The following is a 6,600-nucleotide window of genomic DNA, read 5'->3' as shown; positions in this document are numbered from 1 at the left end:
CTTGTTCTTGACGTGGAAGAGATCGGAGCGCGCGACGACTTCGTCGGCAATCAGGAACAGTTTCTTCGACGCCCAGTCGTTGAATTTGTCCTCGATCGAGGCCTGGTCGATGATGCGGCCGTACTGGCCGTAGATCCCCATGACCGCTTCGAAGAAGAGGTTCTTGCCGGTGCCCTGCGGGCCGTGCAGCACGATGGTCGTGCGCATCTTGGCGCCGGGGTGCTGGATCGGGTACGCGAGCCAGCGCAGCACCCATTGATGGAGGGCGTGCGCGTGCTTGGCCTCGTGGCTGCACATGTGCTGCAGCAGCTCGAGCAGCTTGTCGCAGCGGCCGGCCTTCGGTTGCGTCGGCCAGCCCGACCACAAGTTGCAGGTGACGGCGGGGTCGCTGCACGAGGGGTCGAAGTCGACCTCCGTCGGGCGGACGATGCGGCGTTCGGGATTCTGCATCCACGCCTTGTGGAGTTCGCGATGGCGGCACGCGTCGCGCATATCGCTGAGCGCCAACACGATGTGCTCCTGCGCGTCGTACACCGCGCCACCACCGCCGTAGATGAGCGCGAAGCGCTCGAGCAGTTCATGCTCCGAGTCGATCGGGCGCAGCGCCGCGCCCCCCGCCCCGTTGGAGGAAGATCGGCGCGCTACGGCACCCGTGAGTGGCCACCCGAGTTCCAGCAGGCGGGCCTCGATCTGTGCGCGCACGACGTGCAGGCCTTCCGCCTGGTGCAGATCGTTGTAGTCCGTCGACTTGACGCCGCGCTCGAGGAAGTCGGCGCGGCGCTGCGGCTCGTTGGCGAAGATGGGCTTGGCGAACGCGCCCCGCACGGTGACGGCCGCGGTGCTCGCGAGCGACACGCCGGTGTTCTCGGCACGATGCGGTTTCCCACAGTGCGGGCAGTCCACCGGATGCTCGGCGAGGACGACGCGACCGCGGCACTCGCGGCACCGCTGCAGGCCGTCGTCGTCAGCGAGGATGAGGATCTTCGCCGCGGGGTAGCGGACGTGCAGTTCCTTCACGACCTGGCCGATGTTGCCGGCGTCCCATGCGATCGCGACCGGGAAGCCGGTCGCTTCGTGAGCACTCGCGCCGGTGGCGTAGACCTCGGCGACGAGCAGCAGAAGCTGCGGCGTGCCGATGAGGTTGAACATCCCCTTCTTGCCGACGTCCTTCGGCCAGTACTCCTTCTCGAGCGCGCGCTCGCGCTTCGCGACGTCGCGCGCACGGATGACCTGCAGGCCGCGGATCTGGCCGATGACGTTGGTCATCGGGATCACGAGCGATCCCTGCTTGCTGAACCTCACGCCGTGCGCGCCGACGCCTTTGCGCACCAGGTATTCGCTCTCGCCCGACGGGTCGCAGCGTTCCCATACCCACGCCGCGCGCGCGGCCGCTCGGTTCGCGCTCGCCTTCGCGGCGATGTCGGCCGCCTTGCGGTCTTCCTCGATGCGCCGGCGCAGCGCCTTGCGCTGTTCCTCGTCGAACGCGTCCTTGCGGATCTCGATCTTCTGCGCGTTGTTGCTCGCGCCTTCCCATCGACCGAACGAACCGACGAGCAGCTGCTCGCCCGCGCGCGTCGTGAGTTCGTGCACCGCGTACCAGCCGCGCTTCTCTCGATCGCCCTCCACGCGGCACCGGACGAGCCGGCCGGTCTCGATCGCGTCAACGATCAGGCCGAACGCGCGCAGCTGGTCGAGCACGCTGTCGTAGTTCGACGCCATTTCAGTTACTTTCCGCGCCGCTGACTACGCGGGAATTGCGGCCTTTGTACCCGCATGCGCCGTCCCCAGGGAGGACCCGAACACCGGCGTCTCTCCGTCTCATGAGACATCGAGACGCCGCGCGCGACGCGAACGATCCGCATCGCGCGGCTCTCGGCTCCGGCCAAGGGGTGCGGGGCGGGACGACGCGCGCGCCGCACGCACGAATGGATCGAATCAAAGCAGTGTCCCCTGTGGATCGTCCGGAGCGATGGCCAATGCGGCCTCGGCATCGGCGCGCTCACGATCGGTGAGCGTGCCGGGCAGTGCGTCGACGATCGCCTGATACTTCGCGACGTCGACTCGCGGTGTTCGTGCACGCTGGCGCCGCGCGCTCATCGCGCGCGAGCGTTGGATCGTGCGTGCCGTGCGTGTGGCCTTCCCCTCTCGCTTCCCCATGGCGGCAGTACTCAGGCGCCAGGGCTGGTGCGGTTGTCCTTCAGCCGGCGCAGGGCGCCGAGCAGCAGCAGCGTCGTCGCGTTCGCAACGTGTGCAGCGGCGGCGATGCGCGTGTACTCGTTCTGGGTGATCAGCCCATCTGCCAGTGCGGCGCGGACTTCGGCGGCGAACTCGCCTTCTGACTCACCGTGACCAAGGACGAGGTCGAGGACCGTGCCATTGCCGATCTCACCGGAAAGCGGCACGAGGCCGTAGCCGTGCGTCTGGGCGAGCGCCTGGATCATGAGCGGGTTGCCGGTCGCGCCGATGATGAGATCGGCCTCATCGATCGCCAGGCGATGCGACGTCATTGTCGGATTCACCTTGCTGCGCAGGACCGTGGCGTTGATGCCCACGCGCGGGCCCAGCGCCTCGGCGCCACCCGGGTAATCCTTCACCGTCTTGTGTGCCGCATCGACGACGTTCATGCGTGGCCTCGACAAACGTGGTGACCCACCGCGCGCGCACGTAACGTGCGCAGCATGCGAAGGGGATTCGAAGAGAAGAGCGGCCCGGCTAACGTCGGGGAGTGTGGCCGACGGGCATTGCCGGCGACGGGCCGCGTGCGGAAAGAAAAGCGCTGCTCGCCGCGCAGGGGGACGCGGCGAGCAGCAGCGCGCGCGTGGGGTGCCCGCGCGTGCAAGGGTGCCGTTCTCGCGGTGATAGAGTCGGTGGCGCTAGACATCGAAACCACCACCGGAGAACAGCATGGACGAGGGATTCGATCCAAGAACGCAGGTAAAGCTCGCGCTCAACGGGACCTTCACCGCACACGAACTCGAGGAGATCATTGCGCGGCTCATGCAAGCTCGAGCGGCGCTGGAACCTGTCGTCTCAGAGGAGCCGCCCGAAGCGTCCAGCGATCGAGAAGTACTAGCGCTCGAGGAACCAGCCTTGCGTTTTCGCTCACGCATCGGCGGTGCCCTCCGCATCTGGATCCGCAACGAGGGCTTCGGATGGATATGCGCCGAGCTCAGCGCACGGACGGTACTCGGCATTCGGGAGTTCCTCGGCAAGGAGCCTGGACACTCGCTCCAAGCGCACTGACATGGTCAGGCCACCTGCTCGTGCTTGGCGGGGGTCGGGCCGAAGATGTCGGGGCGGAGGTCGTGCACCGATACCTCGCCGCCTGTGGCGTCATGAATCCTTCGCGCGAGCTCGGCGCTAGGGCGGCGCCCTCGCCATTGCGTCGCGATTTGCCACAGGTAGCCAGGCGAGCACCGGAGAGCCGCAAGCAGGCTGTCCCGCCGCCCCTCGTCTTCAATGAAGGTTTTCAGATTCATGGCGCGGCGACTTTAGCGGGCCGCTAATCGAATTGCAATAGCGCGGCGCGAATGGCGTGTTTAGCGCGGCGCTACGACAATGACGCCCATGGCAATCCCGATTGAAGAAGTACGCCGCGACAACCTTGTCCTGCTCATCGATATAGCCGGTGGCGGTAGCCAGCGCGCGCTCGCCGACCGCATCAAGCGAGCGCCGTCCCAAGTGAGCCAGTGGGTGAATCGTTCGCCTGATTCGAGCACCGGTGCGCCGCGCTCAATCAGCGGGAAGATGGCCCGTACCATCGAGCAGCTGCTCGGGCTCGCGAATGGCTGGATGGATACGCCCCATGAGCTGGCGCAGGCGCGCGACGGTTACAACGCGCATAGCGCCACGCCAGCACGCTACTCTGTCGAGGAAGCCAGGGAGGACTACGGCGCCGCCATGCCCATCGAGTTGACCAGCGCGCGCGGCTCCTGTGGTGGCGGCATCATTGATCATGAGACCGTCTCTCGCACGCCACTGCTGAAGGAAGCGTCGTGGTTTCGCCGCTACCGGATCCGCCCCGAAGATGCGATCGCGGTCTGGGCCGACGGGGAAAGCATGGCCGACTTCATCGTCGACGGCGACATTGTGATCTTTGACCGGTCAAACACCACCCCGAAGAGCGGGAAAATATTCCTGATCCAGCACCCCGATGGTTTGCGTATAAAGCGCCTGCGGCGGGAGATCGATGGCACATGGGTGCTGCAGAGTGACAACCCGGACAAGCGGCGTTTTCCCGATGAATCCATCGAACCGGAGCATGCTCAGCTGCTGAAAATTGTTGGCTCTTTCGTCTATCGACAAGGGGGATAGCAAGTGGCCATTTCCAAGGCGCATTCACAGCTTATCGCTGTTGCCGTAACCAGCCTGATCGTCGGCTATTTCATCGGCCGCGAGCACATCAAGTATCAGCTCTCGTCCGCCTTCGCGTCCGCCGCCGGAAATTTTGCCGCCGCGCTCTCGGGCGCTACAGGTACTTCGGCCACGAAGACCGATGTCGCAGCTGCGAAGGACAACGCGGCCGACTACGCCTCGAGTCTTCGCATCTACGATTGGACGGCCAAATACTTTGACACGTTCACAGGCCGCGTGCCCGGGATCTCGTTCAAGGTGAAGAACGAGGGCGACCGGACCGTAACCCGGCTCAAGATCGTGGTGTATTTCCAAGACGCCAACGGCGCGAACGTTGCTGAGGAAGAATTCACGCCCATCCTCGCGGGGGGAATTGGACTCGACAACGCTGGTCCGCTGCGCCCCGGCTACGTGTGGCAACAGGAACCACATCGGTTCCTCTCGGCCAAGCGCGTTCCCTCTGAATGGAAGGAAGGGGCCACCACCGTGGCGGTGCGCGAAGTCGAGTTCGAGTAAGGATTCGGCCCCCGGCGCGCTAAATTAGCGTCCCGCTATTGACAGGGAATTAGCGTCTCGCTAATCTGCCTCCCGCTGCCCACCCGGGCAGCTCAGGAGGCACCATGTCGCGCACCCAGCAGTCCGCACCCCTCACCGCCCTCGAGGCGGTCATCCAGCGCCAGGCGCAGGAATGCGAATCCTGCCTGCGCCTCGCTGACTTCGCCGCCCACGAACCCGCCTACGGCCCCCGTGGCGCCGGCATGGCCGACGGCATGCGCAAGCTCGCGCAGATGCACGCCGACGAGGCCTGGCGAGCGATCACCCTGACCCGCTCCCCGCGCGCCGCGCAGCAGGCCGCCGCATGAGCGCCCGGGACCGGCTTCGCTCCTCCTGGTACGGCACGTCGCTCACGCGCGTGCTCGCGCTGGTGATCATCGCCGTGCTCGCTGCCCTCGCCTTCCGCAGCGGCGGCGCCTGGCTCGCGCACCTCGTCGCCGTCATGCAGAAGGCCCAGCCGTGAGCGCCGTCCTCGCGCAGGACGGCAACGTCACGACCGTGCAGTTCCGCCGGCACGAAAAGTCGGACGCCGACTACATCCGCGACCGCATCACCGACCTGCTCCGCCCGTGGGATGTGAGCGACATGCGCATCCGCGCCGCCGTGCGCGCCGCGCTCAACCTGCGCCGCGACAACGCCACCCTCGGCAACGACGAGATCGTCTACCGCATCGTGTGGCGCAACAAGCCGACCGGAGGCGATCGCGCATGAATGCCGCGCTGCTGAACGTCCAGATTGGCGACCTTGTCCTGGTGACGACGTCGAACTGGTTTTACGGGCCTGACGGACGTCAGTACCGAGCGGTCCATGGAACGTTGCGCGCCATTCTCACTGCAGAGCAGGCGCTCGGCGTCAAACCGCGGCAGCCGAGCACGAACTGGTATGCGCAGATCGGCGAAGTCCTGATTGCTGGTTGCCAAATCCACTACGCCATTCGTGCGCCGCGCGTGCATCTAGGCGACGTCGAGGATTGGAACGTCGACGCTGGCGCATATCACCGCGGCGTCCGGCCGAGCGTGATTCTCAATGCAGATGAGGTGCGGCCATGAGCGCCGACCGCATCCAGATCCGCAACCGGTCGCGCACGCATCGCCTGCTCGTGCACGTAGCGAGCCGCTTCCCGCCCGTTGCGACGGGCGACCTGCTCGCGCTGCACGACCTCAATCCCGGCGGCCGCGTGACGGTGGATGTGCCCGCCGTCGGCGGCATCGCGATCACCGAAGTGCCGGTGACCCATGAGCACTGACCGCCGCACGATGCGACTGCCGGCGACCACGCCGCGCCATGAGCTGCGCGCGACGGAGCCGGACTGGCACCGCAACCTGCGCGCCTGGCGCAACCCGCGGCCGAGCGTACTCGGCGCGCCGCTTGCCGCCTTGGGCGCCTTCATCGCCGACCACGTGGCCGCCCTAACGCTGATTGCGCTGGCCACCGCCTTCTTCGCCGGCGTGATGACCGGCCTGTGCCTTCCAGGAGCCGCGCCATGAGCGGAAGCAAACGCATCCAGATCCACAACATCGCCACCGGCGACGACGTGCTCGTCGTGCAGGAGGTGCGCGTCGACGTGCCGCCGGGCGAGCCGCACTCGCTCATGGGCCATCGCGAGATCCCGCCCGGCGGCACCGAGTACGCCTACATCCATACCGGCGGCGCCGTACTGATCACCAGGAGAAACCGCAATGGCTGAGAAAC

The 6,600-nt window shown here is 66.4% G+C and carries 14 protein-coding genes; 10 read left to right on the top strand and 4 right to left on the bottom strand.

The window, feature by feature from the left end; translation table 11 throughout:
- The 3 genes from ACTHK2_RS09125 to ACTHK2_RS09115 form a co-directional block, all read right to left on the bottom strand.
- Positions 1-1,719, bottom strand: a 1,719-nt coding sequence (locus ACTHK2_RS09125) for a DUF5906 domain-containing protein (RefSeq protein WP_440245396.1), incomplete at its 3' end; no start/stop codon positions are given.
- Positions 1,720-1,935: 216 nt separating this feature from the next.
- Entirely contained in the window at positions 1,936-2,097 is a 162-nt protein-coding gene (locus tag ACTHK2_RS09120) for a hypothetical protein (protein WP_440245395.1), read from the bottom strand.
- 71 nt (positions 2,098-2,168) lie between these two features.
- Positions 2,169-2,624 carry a phage regulatory CII family protein gene (locus ACTHK2_RS09115; RefSeq protein ID WP_440245394.1) on the bottom strand — a complete coding sequence of 152 codons (456 nt, stop codon included), beginning with the start codon at positions 2,622-2,624 and terminating at the stop codon, positions 2,169-2,171.
- A gap of 280 nt (positions 2,625-2,904) precedes the next feature.
- Between ACTHK2_RS09115 and ACTHK2_RS09110 the strand changes: the two genes are divergently transcribed.
- Positions 2,905-3,243 carry a hypothetical protein gene (locus tag ACTHK2_RS09110; protein WP_440245393.1) on the top strand — a complete coding sequence of 113 codons (339 nt, stop codon included), beginning with the start codon at positions 2,905-2,907 and terminating at the stop codon, positions 3,241-3,243.
- A 5-nt stretch (positions 3,244-3,248) separates the two neighbouring features.
- On the opposite strand, the gene ACTHK2_RS09105 is transcribed toward ACTHK2_RS09110, so the two are convergent.
- Positions 3,249-3,479 carry a transcriptional regulator gene (locus ACTHK2_RS09105; protein ID WP_440245392.1) on the bottom strand — a complete coding sequence of 77 codons (231 nt, stop codon included), beginning with the start codon at positions 3,477-3,479 and terminating at the stop codon, positions 3,249-3,251.
- An 88-nt stretch (positions 3,480-3,567) separates the two neighbouring features.
- Here ACTHK2_RS09105 and ACTHK2_RS09100 point away from each other — a divergent pair, with 88 nt between their 5' ends.
- The 9 genes from ACTHK2_RS09100 to ACTHK2_RS09060 all read left to right on the top strand — a co-directional run bounded on the left by ACTHK2_RS09100 (position 3,568) and on the right by ACTHK2_RS09060 (position 6,595).
- Positions 3,568-4,314 (top strand): S24 family peptidase, encoded by a 747-nt coding sequence (locus ACTHK2_RS09100; RefSeq protein WP_440245391.1) that lies wholly within the window; start codon positions 3,568-3,570, stop codon positions 4,312-4,314.
- Between the two features lie 3 nt (positions 4,315-4,317).
- The gene (locus ACTHK2_RS09095) at positions 4,318-4,869 is read left to right on the top strand and encodes a hypothetical protein (RefSeq protein WP_440245390.1); all 552 of its coding nucleotides are present in this window, start codon (positions 4,318-4,320) and stop codon (positions 4,867-4,869) included.
- A gap of 104 nt (positions 4,870-4,973) precedes the next feature.
- Positions 4,974-5,216: a hypothetical protein gene (locus ACTHK2_RS09090; protein ID WP_440245389.1), complete on the top strand. Its 243-nt coding sequence runs from the start codon at positions 4,974-4,976 to the stop codon at positions 5,214-5,216.
- A complete protein-coding gene (locus ACTHK2_RS09085; RefSeq protein ID WP_440245388.1) occupies positions 5,213-5,371 on the top strand; it encodes a hypothetical protein in 159 nt (52 codons plus the stop codon). Before ACTHK2_RS09090 ends, ACTHK2_RS09085 begins: the two co-directional genes overlap by 4 nt.
- Entirely contained in the window at positions 5,368-5,619 is a 252-nt protein-coding gene (locus tag ACTHK2_RS09080) for a hypothetical protein (protein WP_440245387.1), read from the top strand. The genes ACTHK2_RS09085 and ACTHK2_RS09080 overlap by 4 nt, the downstream gene beginning before the upstream one ends.
- A complete protein-coding gene (locus tag ACTHK2_RS09075) occupies positions 5,616-5,957 on the top strand; it encodes a hypothetical protein (protein WP_440245386.1) in 342 nt (113 codons plus the stop codon). Before ACTHK2_RS09080 ends, ACTHK2_RS09075 begins: the two co-directional genes overlap by 4 nt.
- Positions 5,954-6,154, top strand: coding sequence for a hypothetical protein (locus ACTHK2_RS09070; protein ID WP_440245385.1), 201 nt, complete (start codon positions 5,954-5,956; stop codon positions 6,152-6,154). Before ACTHK2_RS09075 ends, ACTHK2_RS09070 begins: the two co-directional genes overlap by 4 nt.
- Positions 6,144-6,395 carry a hypothetical protein gene (locus ACTHK2_RS09065; protein WP_440245384.1) on the top strand — a complete coding sequence of 84 codons (252 nt, stop codon included), beginning with the start codon at positions 6,144-6,146 and terminating at the stop codon, positions 6,393-6,395. The genes ACTHK2_RS09070 and ACTHK2_RS09065 overlap by 11 nt, the downstream gene beginning before the upstream one ends.
- Positions 6,392-6,595 carry a hypothetical protein gene (locus ACTHK2_RS09060; RefSeq protein WP_440245383.1) on the top strand — a complete coding sequence of 68 codons (204 nt, stop codon included), beginning with the start codon at positions 6,392-6,394 and terminating at the stop codon, positions 6,593-6,595. Before ACTHK2_RS09065 ends, ACTHK2_RS09060 begins: the two co-directional genes overlap by 4 nt.
- Positions 6,596-6,600 lie beyond the last annotated feature (5 nt).

The sequence above is a fragment of the Dokdonella sp. genome (assembly GCF_051958935.1).
Lineage (GTDB): Bacteria > Pseudomonadota > Gammaproteobacteria > Xanthomonadales > Rhodanobacteraceae > Dokdonella_A.
The sequence above is the reverse complement of the archived record's forward strand: the minus strand, read 5'-3'. Positions and strand labels throughout refer to the sequence as shown.

Coding starts and splice junctions, on each gene's coding strand:
- ACTHK2_RS09120 (WP_440245395.1), bottom strand. CDS start 2,097: ATGAGCGCGCGGCGCCAGCGTGCACGAACACCGCGAGTCGACGTCGCG.
- ACTHK2_RS09115 (WP_440245394.1), bottom strand. CDS start 2,624: ATGAACGTCGTCGATGCGGCACACAAGACGGTGAAGGATTACCCGGGT.
- ACTHK2_RS09110 (WP_440245393.1), top strand. CDS start 2,905: ATGGACGAGGGATTCGATCCAAGAACGCAGGTAAAGCTCGCGCTCAAC.
- ACTHK2_RS09105 (WP_440245392.1), bottom strand. CDS start 3,479: ATGAATCTGAAAACCTTCATTGAAGACGAGGGGCGGCGGGACAGCCTG.
- ACTHK2_RS09100 (WP_440245391.1), top strand. CDS start 3,568: ATGGCAATCCCGATTGAAGAAGTACGCCGCGACAACCTTGTCCTGCTC.
- ACTHK2_RS09090 (WP_440245389.1), top strand. CDS start 4,974: ATGTCGCGCACCCAGCAGTCCGCACCCCTCACCGCCCTCGAGGCGGTC.
- ACTHK2_RS09085 (WP_440245388.1), top strand. CDS start 5,213: ATGAGCGCCCGGGACCGGCTTCGCTCCTCCTGGTACGGCACGTCGCTC.
- ACTHK2_RS09075 (WP_440245386.1), top strand. CDS start 5,616: ATGAATGCCGCGCTGCTGAACGTCCAGATTGGCGACCTTGTCCTGGTG.
- ACTHK2_RS09070 (WP_440245385.1), top strand. CDS start 5,954: ATGAGCGCCGACCGCATCCAGATCCGCAACCGGTCGCGCACGCATCGC.
- ACTHK2_RS09065 (WP_440245384.1), top strand. CDS start 6,144: ATGAGCACTGACCGCCGCACGATGCGACTGCCGGCGACCACGCCGCGC.
- ACTHK2_RS09060 (WP_440245383.1), top strand. CDS start 6,392: ATGAGCGGAAGCAAACGCATCCAGATCCACAACATCGCCACCGGCGAC.